Genomic DNA, 17,396 nt, shown 5'->3' with positions numbered 1-17,396 from the left:
GGGCTCTGCCCCCGGCCTGCGGCCTCCCCCGAGGTATTTGGGACCCAAAGAAGCCTAGTGCGTGTGGGGCAGGCCTGAGCGTTCTTTCTGCCATGTGACGAAGGTGTCTGTGGGAGGATGGCCGAGCTGCTCTGCGAGGGCCCAAAGCGGGTGATCGTCATCGTCGACCTCAAGTGTGGCGTGGGTCCAGCCGATCGAGATGGCGCGGCGCAGGCAGGCGGACAATGCATATGGAATGAGGGGGGGTGCGCCGCCTATCCAGCCGATGTCCTGGTCGTCGCGGAGGCTGGCAAACGCGCGGGTGCGGCCTTGGGGGCCGTCGCGCAGGGCGAGGCCTGCGACGAGGTCGGGACCTGCAAAGATATCGCGCAAGCCGGTGTCAGGGATACGCGGCGGATTGGTTTGATGCGTGGCGCGGTAGTGGCGCCAGTGTGCGGTGACCCAATCGTCCCAAGGGGCGCGTTCGGTCGGCGTGAACCAGTGGGCGTTTATGTGGTCCGGCAGGGGCGACGTGAGCGCGGGGTGGCTGTGCAGATCCAGTGGCAGCTGGATGATCTGGGTAAGGCGGGTGGCCGTGAAGCCTGCGGTGATCAGCACGGGTACTGCCTGACCTTGACGGGCGACGATGCGGTAGCGGTGGATAACGGGCGGCGGGTTGAAGGCGGCCAGATCGGCAGCAAGAGCCGCAGCGAAATCGGGCCGGTCCAGCGCGTCTTCGGTCAGGGACAGGGCGTGGGGGTGCAAGTCCGATTGCTGCCATGGCAGGCGCATGGCTTAGTTTATCGTGTCGATCAGGGTGAGCGACTGAAGCGTCGCCGCCGCACCGCTGCGCGTGGTAATGGCAAGCGCGCGGTAGGCCGTGTTGGGCGGCATATCCGGGGTGGACCAGACCAGCGTTGCAGTGCCTTCGGGCAGGGCTTGCGTGTCGGGCACGAGGGGTTTTGTGGTGCTGAGCTGCGCCGTGATGCTTGGCACGAAAGACGCAGGCGCGATGCTGAACCCTGCGGGTCCTGCGGCCTCTAGGGTACACAGACGCAAGCGCACACCTTCGTCCGACGCCTCCCCCCAGACAGCCGTGAATCGACCGTCATCGAGGATACGGATGCCGCCGTTGGTCAGGCTGGCCGTTGGCGTGGTGTCATAGACCCCGGGCGCGCGGCCGGTGTCCGCAAAGGGATCGGTGCCGGTGTGAACGTAGGGCAGGCAGTGATCGGCCAAGATGCGCGCCAGACGGTTCTTATCGGTGACTTCGGTCAGGGCGTAAAACAGCCACACTCCGATGGCGGCCAGTACAGCCCCTGTCAAAAAACCCCAACGTTTCATGGGCTACCACATCCGTGTCTTGGCATATTCGGCGTAGCCCTCGTCGTAGGATTTGCCGTCAAATTCTGCCTTCTGTTCCTTGATCATATCGCCTGCGGTGGGCAGGCCTGTCACCGGGTCTGCGGTCCACAGATCGGACCGCATGATGGCTTTGGCGCATTGAAAATACGCTTCGGCCACGGTGATTATGATCACGGATTTAGGGTGTTTGCCGCGCTGTTCAAATGTCTGCGTGACGTCCTCGTCCGCCGACAGCACGGCGGTGCCATTGATGCGGATGACGTTGCTGTTGCCCGGCACCATCAACATCAGGCTGACACGCCCATCGCGTACGATGTTGCGCAGACTGTCGATGCGATTGTTGCCGCGCCAGTCAGGCAGATGCAGCGTGCGGTCGTCCACGCGGCGCACCACGGGGCCGGTGTCGCCGCGGGGGGAGCCATCGGTGCCTTCGGGTCCGACGGTGGTTAGGATGCAGAACCGTGCCGCATCGATCCAAGCGGCATAGCTTGGGGTGATGCGGGTGACGACCTTATCAAGGGAGGCAGGCACGGCGACGTCATAAAGCGCCTCAAGTTCAGCGATGGTGGTGACGGTCATTTGCTGTCCTCAATCGCAGTAAAGCCGGCCTCAACCATCAGGGCGTTTGAGCGAGTTTCGATGGCGGTTTCCAGGTGCGCCATGAAGTCTTCAACCGACAGGCCCGGCGCGATGGGGGGCAGAAATTCCACCACGGCTGTGCCCGGCGCGCGGTAGATGCCGCGCTTTGGCCAGAACACACCGACGTTGGCCGCCACCGGTACACAGGTTTGATCCATCTCACGGTAGAGCACGCCTGTGCCAATTTTGTAGGGCGCGCTGACGCCCGGGGCGATGCGGGTGCCTTGCGGGTAGATGATCAGCTGTCCGGGAAAGAGGCGGCCCGCCTCAACATCTGCAAGCATCTGTTTGATCGCAGCACCGCGTGCGCCGCGTTTCACAGGGATACAGCCAACGCGCAGGCCGAATTGGCCCACGATGGGGGCGTATTTGAGGATGTCTTTCATGATGAAGCGCCCTGCGGGGATGGCGCTGTAGATCATCAGGACGTCGAGGAAGGATTGATGTTTTGCTGCAATCAGGCAGGCGTCCTTGGGCGGTGTGCCGCGGACCTCACATCGCAGGCCGATCATGGGATAGGCCAGCCACATGATGCATTGCGAATAAGACCGGCAGCAGCGGATCGCGGCGGAGCGGGAGAAAATGGCTGGGATCATGAACACAATCGCCCACGGGACCATCAGCAGGTACATCAGCACGATGAAGGCCAGGGACCGGATCCATTGAATGGCGTATGTCATGATTGTTCCTTAAGCGTGCGCAGGGCGGCGTGGCGGGTTGCGACGAAGGCCACGACGCCCGCAAGTATGGGGATGATCAGTGGCCAAAGCCAGTGCCAGCCTTGAAACCCCAGCCCCGTAAGGAACCCGCCTGCCGCATCGGTACTTGGCAAAAGCAGCACGGCCAAGGTGCCCAGCACCATGCCCGCCGTGGCCCCGATCAGCGCGCGGAGGGTGAAGCGACGCACAAAAGCGCTGGCGATATAGGTGTCTTGCGCACCCACCAGACGCATGACGCGGATCACTTGCGCATTGGCGGCAAGGGCTGCGTTGGCGGCAAGTGTGATCATGGCGGCGGTGGCGGCGGCGATCAGCACCATGGCCGTAAAGCCGAGCAGGCGCAGGCGGCTTGCGGCCTCGACCAGGGGTGCGCGCCAGCGGGTGTGGTCGTCCAACACAGCGCCCGGGGCCTCGGCGGACAGACGCGCGCGCAAGCCCGTGGCGTCATAGCCCGCGCTGTCTTCGACGATTTCGATCAGTTGCGGGACGGGCAGGGTTTCGATCGGCAGGTCGGGGCCGAACCACGGGGCGAGGAGGGCGCGTTGTTCGTCGTCTGTCAGCGCACGGGCAGAGGCCACGCCGGGCGTGGTGGTCAAGACCGCGAGGGCTGCCTGCGTCTGTGCGGCCATCTGGCCTGCGGGGGCGGAAATGCGCAAGGTTGAGGTTTGCGCCAGTTCCGACGCCCAGCGATCCGCCAAACGGCCTGTGGCCAGCGACAGGGCCAGCGCAAAAACCGCCAGAAACGCCATCGCGGCGGCGGACAGCACGGTCAAGCGTGCGGTGAAGCCGGTGGGGGGGACGGCGCGGTCGGCCTGCGGGTCGCCTGCCAGCGCATCAATGAGGGATTGCAGACGCGGTGTCATAGATCCGCCCCCGCCAGTTGCAGTTTGCGATCTTTGAGGCGCAACACACGGGCGGAGATCTGTGATTTCGCGGTGCGGATCAGGCTGAGGTCGTGGGTGGCGATCAGAACGGTTTTGCCCATTTTATTGAGTTCGACCAGAAGCGACAGCAGACGCTGGGACATCTCCCAATCGACATTGCCGGTGGGTTCATCGGCCAGAATGACATCGGGCGACATGATGACGGCGCGCGCGAGGGCTGCGCGCTGACGTTCACCGCCCGACAGCTCGGGCGGGCGTTGGTTCGCCTGACGGGTCAGCCCGACCCAGCCCAACAGGTCGGTCACGTCATTCGGGTGCGCGGCGCGATTCGACACGGTGAGCGGCAGGGCGATATTTTCGGCGACCGACAGATGATCAAGGAACTGGCAGTCCTGATGCACGACGCCGATGCGCCGGCGCATCTGGGCGACCTGATCACGGCCCAGCGCCCGCGCGTCTTGCCCAAACAGGCGGACCTGCCCGCCGGTGGCGATCAATTCACCGTAGCAGAGTTTCAGCAGCGTGGTTTTGCCCGCACCCGACGGGCCGGTGAGAAAATGAAAGGAGCCCGGCGCAAGGGACAGATCAAGGGCGGAGAAAATCTCCGCGCCGCCGTAGCTGTAGCCTGCGTTGTCCAACTCGATCACGGGGGTGTCCTTATTCGTTGGTTTGGTTTTGGCCCAAAGAAGCGTTACATGCAATCAACAGGCCCCTTGATTTTATTGCAAAACCTTTGCGCGGTGGATTTTTGAGGGGTATGTTTCGAACAACAATAGCGGGATAACCCGCCCTGCCGAGGCTAGGAACACGAGATATGCGGCTGATTTGCCCCAATTGCGGCGCCCAATATGAGGTTGCGGATGACGTTATCCCGGAGGGGGGACGTGATGTGCAATGCTCAAACTGCGCGCATACCTGGTTTGAACAGCCCGGCCATTCGGTCGCGTTGGAGCATCCGGAGGATCACGATAAAGGCGACGGGCTGGCCCCCGTAGACCACCCCGATGAGGGGGGGGACGAGACGTGGCAAGAGGAGGCGACACCGGACGCCGCGTCTCAGCACGACACGCAGTCGGATGATGACACCGGTCAGACCGGGGACACCGACGAGAACTGGGACACCGACGAGACGTGGGACGACGGGCCGCGGTCTGAGGGCGATGACCCCGTTGACCCTGAGGAAGCAGCGGACGACAACGCCGAACCCGAAACGGTCACCCCGCCGCAACGGCGCGAATTGGACCCCGAGGTGGCTGACATCCTGCGCCAAGAGGCCGAGTTTGAGCAAGCGGCCCGCGCCGCACAAGCAGACCCGATTGAAACGCAGCCGGAAATGGATCTGTCACATGATCCGGACGAAGACCGACGCAGCCGTGAGGCCCGTGACCGTCTTGCCCGTTTACGCGGCGAGCCTGAGACGGCCACCGCCGCAGCAGCAGCGACCACTGCAGCCGTGGCCGCAACGGTCAGCAGTCAGGTGGATGCACCCCGTCGTGAGTTGCTGCCAGACATTGAGGAAATCAATTCGACACTGCGCCCTGACGCCCCCCCTGCCGCCGCAGACGGGATGGAGGATGGCGCCACCACAAAAAGTGGCGGCTTTCGGCGTGGCTTCGTTTTCATCGTAGCGCTGTTTTTGATTGCTTTGGCGGTTTATGTCTTTGCACCTCAGATCAGTGCTGCACTGCCCCAAGTCGAACCGATGTTGACCGCCTATGTGGAGTGGGTGAACGGATTGCGCCTGTGGCTGGATGCAAAGGTGAGTGAATTTGTGGCCCAAGCGGGCAGCAATGCGGAGCCAGAGGCCGTCGTCCCGGCGGAGTGATCCTGCGGGCCTATGCCCACGTGGGGACGTGGGATTTGAGTTTCTCTGGTCAGATGAAGGGGGGCGTGCCGTCCGCCAAAGCGGTCTGCGCATGAATGCACGGGCCTAGAACCGGTCAAGCAGGCGGCGCAGATAATCAAGTTCTTCTTGCGGGCGGGTTTGTTCCGATGATCGATCGCGCAGTTCGCGCAGGAGTTCTTCGGCGCGGCGGTTGATTTCGTCCTGCAACATGGATTCTTCGGACCCGAATTGACCTTGGGTTCCCATCTCGCGGCCCAAAGGATCACGGCGTTCCGGTTCGGGGCGACCTTCGGCACGGCCCGTTTGGGTGCCTTGCCCTTCTTGCAATTCGTCGCCTTCGTTTTCAGCCAGCGCCTGACCCAGATTGCGCATCCCGTCGCGGAGCGCGTCAAGGGCTTCGGCCTGTTGATCAATCGCTTCGGCCAGATCACCCTCACGCAGGGCGTCCTCGGCGTTGTCCATCGCACCTTCGGCGCGTTCGAGGGATTGTTCGGCATTGTCGGCGGCATCCCCTGACAGGCCAGGCAACCCATTGCGCAACTGGTTGAGGCCCTGCCGCAGGGCCTGTTGACGTTCGGCCAAGGACTGCGGGCTGCCGCCGCCTTCGCCGCCCTGTCCTTCGCCGGTCAATCCGTCTTGGGTGTTGTTGCCTTGCCCCTGACCTTGGCCCTGCTGCTGGCCTTGTTGCTGACCGCTTTGGCCCTGTTCCCCATCCTGGCCCTGTTGGCCGGACTGTTGGCCTTGTTGCTGGCCCTGTTGGCCCTGTTGCTGGCCCGGTTGCGGTTGCTGACCTTGCTGCTGGTCTTGATTGAATTGGTCCTGCAATTCGCGGAAGGCCTCATCGGAGAGCTGTTGTTGATCGCGCAAGGTTTCAGCGAGGTCTTCCATGCTGCGTTGGCCGGGGGTTTGGGGGCCGCCCTCCCCGCCTTCGCCCTCGGTCACGCGGAGGTTCTCCATCAGCTCATTGAGCTGTTCCATAAGCTCCATCGCTTCGGCCATGCGGCCTTCTTCCATCAGCTCCTGGATCCGGTCCATGAGGGCCTGCAATTCGTCTTGCGTGATCTGGTTGCCTTCGCTGTTTTGCTGGGGCTGATCAGGGCCATTTGGATTGGGTTCGGCGTTTTGGGCGAGCATGTTCATGTAGTCATTCATCGCCTCCCGCAACTCTTGCATCAATTCGGCGATCTCTTCGTCAGAGGCGCCGTTGCGCATCGCCTCTTCCAACCTCTCCTGTGCGCGTTCCAGTCGCGCGCGGGCATCGGCGAGGGAGCCTTCCTCAAGCTGGATGGCCAATTCCCAAAGCGCTTCCACCACTTCGGTTTGAAGGTCATCCGTCAGACCGCCATCGGTTTCCAAACGGCTGACGATGAAACGCAGACGCAGGTAGGCGGCCTCGTTCGGGAAGAAATCATCGGGGCGGTGGGAGACGGCGCGCAGGACCTGCGCCGCACGGCGGGCGTTGGATTTGGACCACAGGATATCGCGGCGCTGTTCGATGACCGCGCGAGCGATGGGTTGGAAAAAGCGCCGACCGGGCAGGATAAGAGGTTCGGGATCGGTGGTGCCGGTTTGGCCCAGCGCGTCTTCGACCTGCAAGGTCAGGGTGACGGGCAGGTTTGCAAAGGGGTGCTGGCTGAAGTCATCGATCAGTTGTTCTTCGAAATCGGCACGGTCGCCGGAAAAGGGCATGGGCAGATCAATGACCACTGCATCCCGCGGGTCGGGATCCACGGTAAGACCATAGCGGCGGTCCACCGCGGCAAGATCAAGGGCGATGGTGGCGGTGCCTGCGACGACGCCGTAATCGTCTGTAGCCTCAAAGGATTGCGCCATTTCGCCGCTGGCCTCAGCCTCGATCGGGGCGGTGAGGTCCACGGTCGGGGGCGTGTCTTCGAGGATGAGAATATTCCACGCGGCACCGTTTTCGCCGTCAATGGAGATGGTGCCGGATCGGGTGACCTCAAACCCCTGCTGCAGATCGGTGGCCGGCGGGATGTCTGCTGTGCGGCCCGACACGGTTTCAGAGACGGTCAGGTCGCCGACCTCCCCATATAGACGGATCGTGACGAAGGAGCCTTGCGAGATTTGCACGCGATTGGCGACAATGTCGGCCAAATAAAGCGTCGGCTTGCCCGTGTAGACAGGCGGTTCGATCCAGCCTTCCCAGACGGGGCCGGTGGCCAGGGTGGTGCCTGCACCGGTGGCCGCATCTGCAACCGTGCCAACCCGCCAGATGGACCCGAACAGAAGTGCTACGACCATCACCAGCAACGCCATGTACCGCGTGCCGTATGGGTCACGGTCAGACACACGCAGGTCCGGCTGAACGGCGCGGGCCTCACGCGTTTTGGCGGCCATGCGGTCAAGGTGCGCAGCCCAAACGGCCTGAGACGCGGGGTCCCCCGCGCCGATGGCCTGCGTGTCGGTCAGGGCCGCGATGGGACGGCCCGGCAGGCGGGCATCAACCCGGGCGATGGCCTCATCCTCAGACGGCCACCGAAAGGCGCGGATGCCACGGTAAAGGGCGTAAAGAAACCCAAGGATCAGGACGACGCCCCCGCCCCACAGAACCTCAAGCGGGGCCCATTCGTGCCAGCCCATCATCAATGGGGCCAACGCCACAAACACAATCGTCCACAGGGGCCAGAACGCCACTGTCACACGCTCAGCCAACAGGCCGGCGCGGGTCAGGGCGATGGGCATCCTCAGATGCCTCTGTGCGGATGGGGGTGGGGTCAGCGGCCCTCTCCTGCGGCTTGGGTGGCTGCGGGAACTACAGCCACTCTGGTATGGTATCTCGATTGATCATTTCGTCAAAGGTCGGGCGTCGGCGGATAACCGCGAATTGATCGCCCTGCACCAAAACCTCAGGGATGAGGGGTCGGGAATTGTATTCGCTGGACATCACAGCGCCATATGCCCCCGCAGAGCGAAACGCGACAAGATCCTGAGCCTGCAACGTCGGCATCATTCTGCCTTTGGCAAAGGTATCGCCGGATTCGCACACAGGGCCAACGATGTCATAGGGGGTCAGATCATGGCCCGCCGCAGGTTCAATCACAGGAATGATATCATGCCAGGCTTCATACATGGCGGGGCGGATCAGGTCGTTCATAGCCGCATCAAGGATCAGGAACCGCCGCCCCTCGCCGGACTTCACATAGATGACGCCCGCGACCAAAAGACCGGCGTTGCCGGAGATCAGGCGCCCGGGCTCAATCTCAATCTCGCAGCCCAGATGGCCAACCTCTTCGCGGATCATGGCACCATAATCGGTGGGCAGAGGGGGGGCGCTGTTGTCGCGCGCATAGGGAATGCCAAGGCCACCGCCGAGATCAAGACGCGTAATCTCATGGCCATCGGCGCGCAACTGTTCGGTCAATTCAGCCACCTTGCGATAGGCCAGACGGAAGGGCTCAAGCTCGGTCAGTTGTGATCCGATATGCACATCAATGCCGATCACTTTAAGACCCGGCAAGGCGGCTGCCATCGCATACACCTCACGGGCGCGCGAAATCGGGATGCCGAATTTGTCTTCTTTCTTGCCGGTAGAGATTTTGGCGTGGGTCTTGGCATCCACATCGGGGTTCACGCGCACGGTGATCGGTGCCTCAAGCCCGAGCGACGTGGCAACCTCTGACAGAGCCTCCATCTCAGGCTCGGATTCCACGTTGAACTGACGGATCCCGCCTTCGAGGGCGGTGCGCATCTCCTCACGGGTTTTGCCGATGCCCGAAAACACGATCCGGTCGCCCGGAATGCCCGCTGCACGGGCGCGGCGGTATTCACCGCCAGACACAACGTCCATGCCAGCACCTGCGTCGCCCAAAAGCTTCAGGACAGCCTGATTGGACAGGGATTTCATGGCAAAGCACACAAGATGATCCATGCCAGCCAAGGCGTCATCAAACAATTTAAAGTGACGCAACAACGTGGCGGAAGAATACACATAGAACGGCGTCCCAACCTCGGCCGCGATCTGGGCCAAAGGCACATCCTCAGCAAAAAGCTGTCCGTCACGATAAAGAAAGTGGTCCATGATTGCCCCCAGATTCGCACCTAACGCAGACCTAGCAGATCACGCGCGCGGTCCAACCTTCATCTGACCCAAAAAACTCCCGCCGGAGGCAACAAAATTCCGGAATTTTGTTACCCGCCTGCGGCACGCGCCTTGGACATCCGGATAAAGATGTACAGTGGCAACCCGCAGCTGACACCAATGCAAAAGGTTGCAGGGATCGCGACAAGCCGGACCCATTGGCGGGTTTGGACCGCTTCATAGATGACCCAAACAGTCAGGGCGACAGCAGCAACCGTCAGATCCCAGACCAGACCGGAGGCCGCATCATTGGCATGCCATGCATCGACCATCGCCATGATGTCCCAGGTGTTGGCCTGAAACCAGCTGACAAAATAATACATCGGGTGGATCGTGCCCCACACCGCCATCGCCGCAAACAGCCACCGCATTTACAGCGAGAGCCCCACGTTGAAGGTGCCATTGGTGGCGCCAACACCAACATTTGGCGTCACGCCATTTGGCCCGACGCTGATGCCCACATTGCCAGAGGGGCGAAACGGCGGATCGTCGGCGCCGCAGGCGGCGACGACTACAAATGCGGCAAGGGTGAACAGTTTTCTCATGACTTTACCTCTTTCCCCAATGCGTCTGTCCATCGGGCGATTTGGGCGCGCACGTTATCTGGTGCGGTGCCCCCGTAGGATGTGCGGCTGCGAACAGAATTGTCCACGCCCAACACGTCAAAGATAGCGTCCGTGATGCCGTCGTGAACAGACCGCATGTCAGAGAGGCTCAAGTCCGGCAGATCGATGCCTTTGGTTTCGGCCATAGCCACCAGTGATCCGGTGACATGGTGCGCGTCGCGGAACGGCAGGCCCAATTCACGCACCAACCAATCGGCCAGATCGGTCGCCGTGGAAAAGCCCATGGCGGCCGCCACGCGCAAATCGTCGGGCCGCGCCTTCATATCGGCCACCATGCCCGCCATCGCCGCCAGCCCCAACATCAGGTTGTCGGCGGCATCAAAGACCTGTTCCTTGTCTTCTTGCATGTCCTTGGAATAGGTCAGCGGCAGGCCCTTCATGACCGTCATAAGCGCCACATTGGCCCCGAAAATGCGCCCCAGCTTGGCCCGCAGCAATTCCGCCGCGTCCGGATTGCGTTTTTGCGGCATGATGCTGGACCCCGTGGACCAGCGATCCGACATCGAGACAAAACGGAATTGTGCGGAGGACCAGATCACCAACTCTTCGGCCAGACGGCTGAGGTGCATCGCACAAATGGATGCGGCGGAGAGGAACTCAAGCGCAAAATCACGGGCCGCGACAGCATCGAGGGAATTGGCCATGGGGCGGTCAAAGCCCAGCGCCGTAGCCGTCATTTGGCGATCCAGCGGGAAGGACGTGCCGGCGAGGGCCGCGGCCCCCAAGGGCGATTCATTCATTCGGGCGCGGGCATCTGCAAAACGCGCGCGGTCGCGGGCAAACATCTCGACGTAGGCCATCATGTGGTGGCCCCAGGTCACGGGCTGGGCCACCTGCAGGTGGGTGAAACCGGGCATGACCCAATCGGCGCCGTCGTCGGCCTGACCCAGCAGCGCCCTCATCAGCGCTGTCAGTGCCACTTCGGCGGCATCACATTGATCGCGCACCCAGAGACGGAAATCGACGGCGACCTGGTCGTTGCGGGACCGGCCTGTGTGCAGGCGGCCTGCGGGTTCACCGACGATGTCTTTCAGGCGGGCCTCGACGTTCATATGAATGTCTTCAAGTTCGGTCTTGAAGGGGAAGGTTCCGCCCTCAATTTCTGACAACACCGTGAGGAGGCCTTCCCTTATCGCCTTTGCATCGTCATCACTGATAATACCTTGGGCGGCCAACATGGCTGCATGCGCGCGGGAGCCTTCGATGTCTTGTTTCGCCAAACGCTGGTCGAACCCGATGGATGCGTTGATCGCTTCCATGATGGCGTCCGGCCCTGCGGCAAACCGCCCGCCCCACATTGCATTCGAGGATGTTGTATCCGACATGTCTGTCACCCTTAGTCCATGGATCCGTCGATGAAGAAACAGCTTATTTTCGCCGCAGCCTCGATCATTGGTGTTGCGGGTGGGCTATACTTGGCAACCGCGACTGAGGAAAGCCCTGCCCTGCCGCAGATGGAATTCTCCGCCGTGGAGGCGTTGCGTGAAGCGGACATGCAAAAGCTGCAGTTTGGTGTGAACCGCGGATCGGACGTGGTGTTCACCCATGAAGACGGGTCAGACATGACACTGGCGTCTTATGAGGGCCAATGGGTTGTCCTGAATTTCTGGGCCACGTGGTGTGCGCCGTGCCGCAAGGAAATGCCGCATCTGTCAGATTTGCAGGCGTCGATGGACAGCGATACATTTGAGGTCGTGACGGTGGCAACGGGCATCAACCAGCGCCCCGCAATGATCCGCTTTCTGGATGAAATCGGCGTCGATAACCTGCCGCTGCACACCGACAATAATTCGGCATTGGCCCGCGATATGGGCGTGATTGGCCTGCCGGTTACGGTGGTTCTCCATCCCGACGGGTTCGAGGTCGCGCGGCTGATTGGTGATGCCGATTGGGCCAGCGACAACGCGAAAGAGATTTTGCAAACCTTGATGGCGCAATAGCCTACGGTGTTGAAGCTAAAGCGTCTGGCGGACCTGATCTGCCATGCGAGACAGCCTGTCTGCAGGCACATCCCCCACGATCATATAGCTGAACCTGCCGTCTGACCAATGCACCGTCGGCAGGCCCGACAAGGTCTGCGCCACGACGTCCGCCGCATCACCGCCTTCGGTCATGCAAAACGCCACCGGTTGGCCGTCCTCGGTCAAATAGGCCATCTGAATAAGCGGGGCATCGTCAATCCCTAGAATCTGTGCCCGCAGCAGGGGCAGACCATCCAGATCGCCCACCGCATCGCGCGGCAAATCGCGGCCCAGAGCCTGCGCGCTGAGGCTGAGTTGTTGGTCCAGCGCGGCGCTGTCCACTTGCAGATTGGCAAGCGTGTCTTCGGTGTAAAGCGACTGATAGATCGCGACCGCGTCCTTCCAGTCGAGTGCGACAGGTTCCGGGCTTTGGCCGGTCACCACCACGGCCAAGGCAAAAGATGCCGCTGCGGCCAAGGCTGGCACGCCCCATTGACGCAATTTGCCACGCACTGGGGCGTCGATCTTGGCCGCCGATTGGGTCAGCTGTGTCAAAGTCTGGACGTTTTCGGCCAAAGGAACGTGGGCGAAGGCCTCCCGCAGATCCGACGCAGCCTCCAAATCCAAAGTCAGCAGTCGGGCTTCTAACGCGTCATCAACCGCAAGGGCGTCCTCCAGTTCGGGGACGCGATCTTCGGCCAAAGCTCCTGACAGATAGAGTTTCAGCTCGGTATCACTAAATGTCATCTTAGTCCTTTTTTCCGCACCACAATCGGATCATCGGAGAGGTGTGGTCTCAGTTTCGCGCGTGCCGATGACAGACGGCTCATCACCGTGCCTATCGGTATATCTAAGATGGCAGCTGTTTCTTTGTAGGTGTGACCTTCGATTAGAACCAACAAAACGACAGATCTGTGTGCCTCGGGCAGCGCCATCACAGACATAAACACCTCTCTGGCGTAAATATTCATTTCGGTGGGCAAAATATCTGCCGCCACATCAACGCCAGCCGCCGGATCCAGCGATTGGGTTTGGCGCAGGGCATTGGCGCGCAAATCATTATACCAAACAGATCGACAAATCGTCATAAGCCAGCGCCTGACCCCGGTGACGTCATACACCTGACTGGTCCGTTCCAAGGCCCGCAGGCAGGTTTTCTGAGACAAATCGTCCGCCAAATCCGAAGACCCTGACAAGGACAACGCAAAGCGCCACAGCGCCGGGAGAGCCTGTGTCATCGCTTGGTCAAACTGCGCTTTGGAAAAATCAACCATGAGAAAGTGAATAAACAGGAAGTGCGACGTGTTGAAGCAGTGATCGCCCTCATAACGAGGACGTGTTCCGAGGTTTATTTTTAGGGAGGCCACCATGAAACCCACACTCATCTCCGCCACGTTGGCACTGCTTTTGGCTGCAAGCGGCGCTACGGCACAGACTTGGACCCTTGACGCTGAGGCGTCACGACTTGCATTTGGATCGGTCAAGAACGCCTATATCGGTGAGACGCATACCTTTGAAGGCCTCAGCGGAACGGTGAGCCGGGACGGGGCCGTTGCCATCGACATCCCGCTCTCCGGGGTCGCCACCAATATCGACATCCGCAATGAACGGATGATCGAATATGTGTTTGCCAATGCGCCGCGCGCCAAGCTGACTGCAGATCTGGATATGGATGAAATCTCATCCATGCGCCCAGGGGAGACGATGACCATGGAGTTGGATGCAAACCTAGCTTTTTTGGACAATGACGTTCCGGTTTTTACGGAAGTTTTCGTCGCCCGTCTGTCACCGCGCAGCGTCATGGTGACGACAAATGACATGCTGTTTCTGGCCACAGACGAATTGGGCATCGACAGCGGTATCGACGCGCTGCAGGAGTTGGCAAGCCTCGACAGCATCACACGGTCCACACCCGTGACGGTGCGGTTGATGTTCGAACGCTAACCGCTTTGTTTGAGTAATGAGTAAAATGGGGCGGCCACTGTGGTCGCCCTTTTTGCGTTCAGCCTACGTTTAACCTGCGCGTTGGCCCGACAGTTGGCTGCGCAACTCCTCGGCTTCTTGGCGGGCGTCGCGCAGACCGTCCATGGCGGCGCGCAATTCTGCCTCTGTCTGGCTGAGCTGGTTGGTAATCTCGGCCTCACGTTGTTGCAGATAGGTGATCGCCTGATCGCGGGTTTCTTCGGCTTCGTGCAGGGCTTGCGCCATGCGGTCCAATTCCCCCACTTCGGCTTTGGAGACGCGGGTGAAACGGTTGATCAGCCAGCTGGCAAACCACCCCAGACAGAACGCCACAAAGAGGATAATTGCCGTGGCGACAATGAATTCGGTTCTGTTCATTCGCTGGCCTCTTCTGCGTCGTCTTCGGCAGCGTCCGCCGCCGCTGCTTCGGCCTCGATCTGTTCGAGGGCGGTGGGTTCTTCGGTACTCTCGGACGTGATCAAAGTAAACTCAATCCGGCGATTGGCCTCACGGCCTTCTTCGGTCTCGTTGTCGGCGATCGGGTTTTCTTCGCCGTATCCCACGGCGCGGAAGGCGGCGACCGGCACGCGGCGGATCCGCAGGGCATCAAGAACGGCATCGGCGCGCTGCTGGCTGAGACGTTGGTTCCCGCTCTCGGAGCCTTGGCTGTCGGTGTAGCCTGCGACCTCAATGCGCTTGTCGGGGCACCGCTGAAGGATCTCGGCGATGTCATCAAGGATCGACGCGCCTTCGCCTGCGATGTTGGCGGACCCCGGGTCAAACGTGATTTTGCGCGAGGAGGTTGCGGCGGTGATTTGGGCCAGACACTCTTCCTCGGTGGGAAGGGCCGCGATGGGATCGAGGGCCTCAACATAGGTGACGTCGACCTGAAAATCTGCGGTGCTGCCCAGTTTGTCGATCAAGAGACGGCTGATGATCCCGCCTGCGTCTTCGATGCCTGAGTTGCCGCGCACGATCATGTTTTCAGGCTCGACCGTGACCGACCCGTTTGACAGCGACGACAGGGCCTCAACCCCCGCGAGCACACGCACGGCCCATTCACGGGGCAGGCCATCGACGACGCGTGTCGCCATGGAGATGTCGTTGGACCCGAATTTCGCGCGGGCGAAGTTTTCGGCGGTGGTGTTCAGCAGTTCATCAGACACACGGCCCCGCAGTTGCACAAGGCCTTCGGGGCTGAGCGTGGCGATGAATTGCGGGGGGCCTTCGTTGCCGGGCGTGGGGGCTGCGGGCAACACGGCCTCAAGCGCGAAGGATTCGGGCAGCGCGTTTTCGAGCTCCCCCGCGACACGGTCAAACAGGCCTTCGACTGCGCCCGGCTGCGCCACGAGCGTCACCTGCGTGTCCGAGATTGTCACAGTGCCTGCGCCCAGCTCATCCACCGCCTCAAGAGCCATGGTCACAGTATCGGCCCAGCGCGCCGAGGGTGCGCCCAGCGCCACGGTGCACCCCATGCGGCCTTCGACGCCTGCCGCCTGCCCTGCGGCCACGATGCGACGTTCGGCGGCGGGCGTATCGGCGACACAGCTGTCAAAGCGCGCGCCATCCGCGTCTTTGATGAACCGAGTCACAAAGGGCGACACGACCTGACGGGGCGCCATGATGTCCAGCGTCACGAGCTGGCCTTGCGGGGTGATACGGCGCAGATCGTTTTCAAACCGCGCCTTTTCTTCGGCGGAATCCGAGATCGCCTCGACCGCGACGCGGCCGGCCCGCACAGAGATTTTTGAGCGCGGCAGTTGTTCCAGCGCGCGCAGGGCGAAGTCTACGGAATTGTCCCAACCGGCAGGCACGTCGTAGTCTGCCGTTTCCAGGAAGTCGGCAAAGTTGGCGTCCTGACCGGCGAGATCGGCCAAGGTTTCGGTCAGCGCCTCACGGTCTGTTGCAGCGGGGATCAGCCCGATAAGGGAGATGCCGCTGTCGTTGCGCAGGATTTCCATGGAGAACTCGGGGGCCTGCAGCGCCTCGGACGGGGTGACGGACATATTGTCGATCACACGGCTGGCGTCGACCATGGAGCCTGCGGTGGAAATGGCGCGAAATCTATTGGCCTCGGTCGGGGCCTCGCCTTCCAGAATGACTTGCAACCCGTCGCCCAGCACGGTGGCGAAGTCGTGCCCGTTGGTGATCAGCGCGGCCTGCACCGCCTTTACGGACCGGTCTTCAACTGTGGCGACGGCGAAGTTGGCGCCGAACACGCAGATGATCGCGGCGACAGCGAATGCGCCCAGTCGTACAAAAAGTTCTGAAAGCCGCATGAACGGATCCTTTGAAACCTGTTGCCCCGTGATTAGGGGGTTCGCGTCAACACTTCAATCATAGCCACAAGGCAATGGCGAAAAACAGCACAGGAAGCAGGCCCGCGTTTCGGTTCGACCGGAAGAGCCGCAAGAGGCCCGGCCCATCGTCGGCATCAAATGTGCGCAGCTGCCACGCCAGATGCCAACCCATGGCCCACGGCCCGCCGAGGGCCACAACCAACGCCAATGCATTGGCGTTCAGCCCCGCCAGCACGACGGCCACGCCCATCAGAACCACAGTGGCCACCATAAACAGGCGCAAGGCCGTCGGTGTTTTGTCCCCGAACAGACGCGCGGTGGATTTCACGCCGATCAGCGCGTCATCTTCGGCGTCTTGGTGGGCATAGATGGTGTCATAGAAAAGCGTCCATGCGATGCCGGACAGATAGAGTGCAACCGCAGGCCAGCCGAGAGAGCCCGTGTGGGCCGTCCACGCCAGCAGCGCGCCCCAATTGAACGCAAGGCCCAGAAACACCTGCGGCCACCACGTGAACCGTTTGGCAAAAGGGTAGATGGCTACGGGGATCAGGGACGCCACCCCCAGCAGCACCGCGTTCGGGTGGAACGTGAGCAAAATGCACAGCGAGATCAGCGATTGCAGCGCCATCCAGATCAGCGCCGCGCGCACCCCCACCTGACCGGCGGGAATGGGGCGGTTTCGGGTGCGTTCCACGCCCGCGTCGATGTCCCGGTCGGTGATGTCGTTCCATGTGCACCCTGCCCCACGCATGAAAAACGCTCCCAGAGCGCATCCAATCGCGATCCATGCGTCGTGCAAGCTGGCCGTGCCCGTGTGCAGCATCCCCAGCGCCAGCCCCCACCAGCACGGCAGCAGCAGCAGCCATGTGCCGATCGGGGCGTCGGCGCGGGACAGACGCAGGAAGGGACGGGTGGCCTCTGGCGCCCATGTATTGACCCAGCTGTCTTTGAACCTGTCGGGGATGTGACCCTGTGGTGTCGCCTCTGGCATCCCGTGATCTTGGGTCATATGGTCC

The 17,396-nt window shown here is 61.6% G+C and carries 19 protein-coding genes; 3 read left to right on the top strand and 16 right to left on the bottom strand.

Translation table 11 applies throughout. The annotated features are described in order from the left end of the window. Window positions 1–54: 54 nt before the first annotated feature. From PSJ8397_RS13855 to PSJ8397_RS13830, 6 genes are read right to left on the bottom strand one after another with little or no spacing between them, the layout of a single operon-like run. Window positions 55–771 carry a hypothetical protein gene (locus PSJ8397_RS13855; protein WP_085865224.1) on the bottom strand — a complete coding sequence of 239 codons (717 nt, stop codon included), beginning with the start codon at window positions 769–771 and terminating at the stop codon, window positions 55–57. Between the two features lie 3 nt (window positions 772–774). Beyond that, complete coding sequence (locus tag PSJ8397_RS13850; protein ID WP_085865223.1) at window positions 775–1,323, bottom strand: hypothetical protein; 549 nt, start codon at window positions 1,321–1,323, stop codon at window positions 775–777. A gap of 3 nt (window positions 1,324–1,326) precedes the next feature. Beyond that, entirely contained in the window at window positions 1,327–1,923 is a 597-nt protein-coding gene (locus PSJ8397_RS13845; RefSeq protein WP_085865222.1) for a pyridoxamine 5'-phosphate oxidase family protein, read from the bottom strand. Further along, on the bottom strand, window positions 1,920–2,663 hold the full coding sequence (locus PSJ8397_RS13840) for a lysophospholipid acyltransferase family protein (protein WP_085865221.1): 744 nt from the start codon (window positions 2,661–2,663) through the stop codon (window positions 1,920–1,922). Before PSJ8397_RS13840 ends, PSJ8397_RS13845 begins: the two co-directional genes overlap by 4 nt. Next, entirely contained in the window at window positions 2,660–3,565 is a 906-nt protein-coding gene (locus PSJ8397_RS13835; protein WP_085865220.1) for a cell division protein FtsX, read from the bottom strand. Before PSJ8397_RS13835 ends, PSJ8397_RS13840 begins: the two co-directional genes overlap by 4 nt. Next, complete coding sequence (locus tag PSJ8397_RS13830) at window positions 3,562–4,233, bottom strand: cell division ATP-binding protein FtsE (RefSeq protein WP_085865219.1); 672 nt, start codon at window positions 4,231–4,233, stop codon at window positions 3,562–3,564. Before PSJ8397_RS13830 ends, PSJ8397_RS13835 begins: the two co-directional genes overlap by 4 nt. A gap of 167 nt (window positions 4,234–4,400) precedes the next feature. Between PSJ8397_RS13830 and PSJ8397_RS13825 the strand changes: the two genes are divergently transcribed. Next, a complete protein-coding gene (locus tag PSJ8397_RS13825) occupies window positions 4,401–5,411 on the top strand; it encodes a zinc-ribbon domain-containing protein (protein ID WP_085865218.1) in 1,011 nt (336 codons plus the stop codon). Between the two features lie 105 nt (window positions 5,412–5,516). Here PSJ8397_RS13825 and PSJ8397_RS13820 read toward each other — a convergent pair whose 3' ends face one another. The 5 genes from PSJ8397_RS13820 to argH all read right to left on the bottom strand — a co-directional run bounded on the left by PSJ8397_RS13820 (window position 5,517) and on the right by argH (window position 11,482). Further along, entirely contained in the window at window positions 5,517–8,135 is a 2,619-nt protein-coding gene (locus PSJ8397_RS13820; protein ID WP_085865217.1) for a TIGR02302 family protein, read from the bottom strand. A gap of 70 nt (window positions 8,136–8,205) precedes the next feature. Then, window positions 8,206–9,471 carry a diaminopimelate decarboxylase gene (gene lysA / locus PSJ8397_RS13815; protein ID WP_085865216.1) on the bottom strand — a complete coding sequence of 422 codons (1,266 nt, stop codon included), beginning with the start codon at window positions 9,469–9,471 and terminating at the stop codon, window positions 8,206–8,208. Between the two features lie 110 nt (window positions 9,472–9,581). Further along, a complete protein-coding gene (locus tag PSJ8397_RS13810; protein ID WP_085865215.1) occupies window positions 9,582–9,902 on the bottom strand; it encodes a DUF2834 domain-containing protein in 321 nt (106 codons plus the stop codon). Beyond that, complete coding sequence (locus PSJ8397_RS17140) at window positions 9,903–10,076, bottom strand: hypothetical protein (protein ID WP_200811323.1); 174 nt, start codon at window positions 10,074–10,076, stop codon at window positions 9,903–9,905. After that, on the bottom strand, window positions 10,073–11,482 hold the full coding sequence (argH, locus tag PSJ8397_RS13805) for an argininosuccinate lyase (RefSeq protein ID WP_085865214.1): 1,410 nt from the start codon (window positions 11,480–11,482) through the stop codon (window positions 10,073–10,075). The genes PSJ8397_RS17140 and argH overlap by 4 nt, the downstream gene beginning before the upstream one ends. A gap of 30 nt (window positions 11,483–11,512) precedes the next feature. Between argH and PSJ8397_RS13800 the strand changes: the two genes are divergently transcribed. Then, window positions 11,513–12,097 carry a TlpA disulfide reductase family protein gene (locus tag PSJ8397_RS13800; protein WP_085865404.1) on the top strand — a complete coding sequence of 195 codons (585 nt, stop codon included), beginning with the start codon at window positions 11,513–11,515 and terminating at the stop codon, window positions 12,095–12,097. 15 nt (window positions 12,098–12,112) lie between these two features. Here PSJ8397_RS13800 and PSJ8397_RS13795 read toward each other — a convergent pair whose 3' ends face one another. Further along, window positions 12,113–12,865, bottom strand: a complete 753-nt coding sequence (locus PSJ8397_RS13795; protein WP_085865213.1) for an anti-sigma factor — start codon at window positions 12,863–12,865, stop codon at window positions 12,113–12,115. After that, window positions 12,862–13,503, bottom strand: a complete 642-nt coding sequence (locus PSJ8397_RS13790) for an RNA polymerase sigma factor (protein ID WP_235000769.1) — start codon at window positions 13,501–13,503, stop codon at window positions 12,862–12,864. The genes PSJ8397_RS13795 and PSJ8397_RS13790 overlap by 4 nt, the downstream gene beginning before the upstream one ends. Here PSJ8397_RS13790 and PSJ8397_RS13785 point away from each other — a divergent pair. Beyond that, a complete protein-coding gene (locus PSJ8397_RS13785; RefSeq protein ID WP_085865212.1) occupies window positions 13,487–14,062 on the top strand; it encodes a YceI family protein in 576 nt (191 codons plus the stop codon). The two genes, PSJ8397_RS13790 and PSJ8397_RS13785, sit on opposite strands and share 17 nt — an antisense overlap. Before the next feature lie 69 nt (window positions 14,063–14,131). Here the strand turns inward: PSJ8397_RS13785 and PSJ8397_RS13780 are convergent, their stop codons facing one another. The 3 genes from PSJ8397_RS13780 to ubiA are packed head-to-tail and all read right to left on the bottom strand — an operon-like array spanning window position 14,132 to window position 17,389. Further along, entirely contained in the window at window positions 14,132–14,458 is a 327-nt protein-coding gene (locus tag PSJ8397_RS13780; protein WP_085865211.1) for a hypothetical protein, read from the bottom strand. Beyond that, window positions 14,455–16,359, bottom strand: coding sequence for an OmpA family protein (locus PSJ8397_RS13775; protein ID WP_085865210.1), 1,905 nt, complete (start codon window positions 16,357–16,359; stop codon window positions 14,455–14,457). The genes PSJ8397_RS13780 and PSJ8397_RS13775 overlap by 4 nt, the downstream gene beginning before the upstream one ends. Window positions 16,360–16,417: 58 nt before the next feature. Beyond that, entirely contained in the window at window positions 16,418–17,389 is a 972-nt protein-coding gene (ubiA, locus tag PSJ8397_RS13770; protein ID WP_235000767.1) for a 4-hydroxybenzoate octaprenyltransferase, read from the bottom strand. Between the last annotated feature and the right edge of the window lie 7 nt (window positions 17,390–17,396).

The organism is Pseudooctadecabacter jejudonensis (genome assembly GCF_900172275.1).
Taxonomy (GTDB): domain Bacteria; phylum Pseudomonadota; class Alphaproteobacteria; order Rhodobacterales; family Rhodobacteraceae; genus Octadecabacter; species Octadecabacter jejudonensis.
Note: the sequence above shows the minus strand (reverse complement) of the source record. Positions and strands in the feature narration are given on the sequence as shown.

Bases quoted from the DNA above. Each gene is read 5' to 3' on its own strand.
- PSJ8397_RS13855 (WP_085865224.1), bottom strand. From the start codon at position 771: ATGCGCCTGCCATGGCAGCAATCGGACTTGCACCCCCACGCCCTGTCC.
- PSJ8397_RS13850 (WP_085865223.1), bottom strand. From the start codon at position 1,323: ATGAAACGTTGGGGTTTTTTGACAGGGGCTGTACTGGCCGCCATCGGA.
- PSJ8397_RS13845 (WP_085865222.1), bottom strand. From the start codon at position 1,923: ATGACCGTCACCACCATCGCTGAACTTGAGGCGCTTTATGACGTCGCC.
- PSJ8397_RS13840 (WP_085865221.1), bottom strand. From the start codon at position 2,663: ATGACATACGCCATTCAATGGATCCGGTCCCTGGCCTTCATCGTGCTG.
- PSJ8397_RS13835 (WP_085865220.1), bottom strand. From the start codon at position 3,565: ATGACACCGCGTCTGCAATCCCTCATTGATGCGCTGGCAGGCGACCCG.
- PSJ8397_RS13825 (WP_085865218.1), top strand. From the start codon at position 4,401: ATGCGGCTGATTTGCCCCAATTGCGGCGCCCAATATGAGGTTGCGGAT.
- PSJ8397_RS13820 (WP_085865217.1), bottom strand. From the start codon at position 8,135: ATGCCCATCGCCCTGACCCGCGCCGGCCTGTTGGCTGAGCGTGTGACA.
- lysA (WP_085865216.1), bottom strand. From the start codon at position 9,471: ATGGACCACTTTCTTTATCGTGACGGACAGCTTTTTGCTGAGGATGTG.
- PSJ8397_RS13810 (WP_085865215.1), bottom strand. From the start codon at position 9,902: ATGCGGTGGCTGTTTGCGGCGATGGCGGTGTGGGGCACGATCCACCCG.
- PSJ8397_RS17140 (WP_200811323.1), bottom strand. From the start codon at position 10,076: ATGAGAAAACTGTTCACCCTTGCCGCATTTGTAGTCGTCGCCGCCTGC.
- argH (WP_085865214.1), bottom strand. From the start codon at position 11,482: ATGTCGGATACAACATCCTCGAATGCAATGTGGGGCGGGCGGTTTGCC.
- PSJ8397_RS13800 (WP_085865404.1), top strand. From the start codon at position 11,513: ATGAAGAAACAGCTTATTTTCGCCGCAGCCTCGATCATTGGTGTTGCG.
- PSJ8397_RS13795 (WP_085865213.1), bottom strand. From the start codon at position 12,865: ATGACATTTAGTGATACCGAGCTGAAACTCTATCTGTCAGGAGCTTTG.
- PSJ8397_RS13785 (WP_085865212.1), top strand. From the start codon at position 13,487: ATGAAACCCACACTCATCTCCGCCACGTTGGCACTGCTTTTGGCTGCA.
- PSJ8397_RS13790 (WP_235000769.1), bottom strand. From the start codon at position 13,503: ATGAGTGTGGGTTTCATGGTGGCCTCCCTAAAAATAAACCTCGGAACA.
- PSJ8397_RS13780 (WP_085865211.1), bottom strand. From the start codon at position 14,458: ATGAACAGAACCGAATTCATTGTCGCCACGGCAATTATCCTCTTTGTG.
- PSJ8397_RS13775 (WP_085865210.1), bottom strand. From the start codon at position 16,359: ATGCGGCTTTCAGAACTTTTTGTACGACTGGGCGCATTCGCTGTCGCC.
- ubiA (WP_235000767.1), bottom strand. From the start codon at position 17,389: ATGACCCAAGATCACGGGATGCCAGAGGCGACACCACAGGGTCACATC.